The 252-nt window shown below is 59.5% G+C and carries 1 protein-coding gene; it reads left to right on the top strand.

All coding sequences use genetic code 11. The features are described from left to right. Positions 1 to 252 (top strand): SDR family NAD(P)-dependent oxidoreductase (locus tag SCA31_RS24595; RefSeq protein WP_410699585.1); only part of this gene is annotated, 252 nt, incomplete at both ends.

The raw sequence follows: 252 nt of genomic DNA, 5'->3' as shown, positions 1-252 counted from the left end.
CCTTGATCAACAATGCAGGTTTCGGCACCCGGTCCCCTTTCGCGGAGGAGGACCCTGACGCGATTGCCTCCGAGATATCACTGAACGTCGCCTCCTTGGTGGACATCACCCGCGCTTTCCTTCCAGGCATGCTGTCATCAGCAAAGGGCGCGCTGGTCAATGTTGCGAGCACCGCAGCTTTCCAGCCCATCCCGGGCATGGCTGTATACGGCGCCACCAAGGCTTTTGTCCTGAGCTTCACTGAGGCTGTAG

The organism is Chryseobacterium sp. SIMBA_028 (assembly GCF_046535285.1).
Lineage (GTDB): Bacteria > Bacteroidota > Bacteroidia > Flavobacteriales > Weeksellaceae > Chryseobacterium.
The sequence above is the reverse complement of the archived record's forward strand: the minus strand, read 5'-3'. Positions and strand labels throughout refer to the sequence as shown.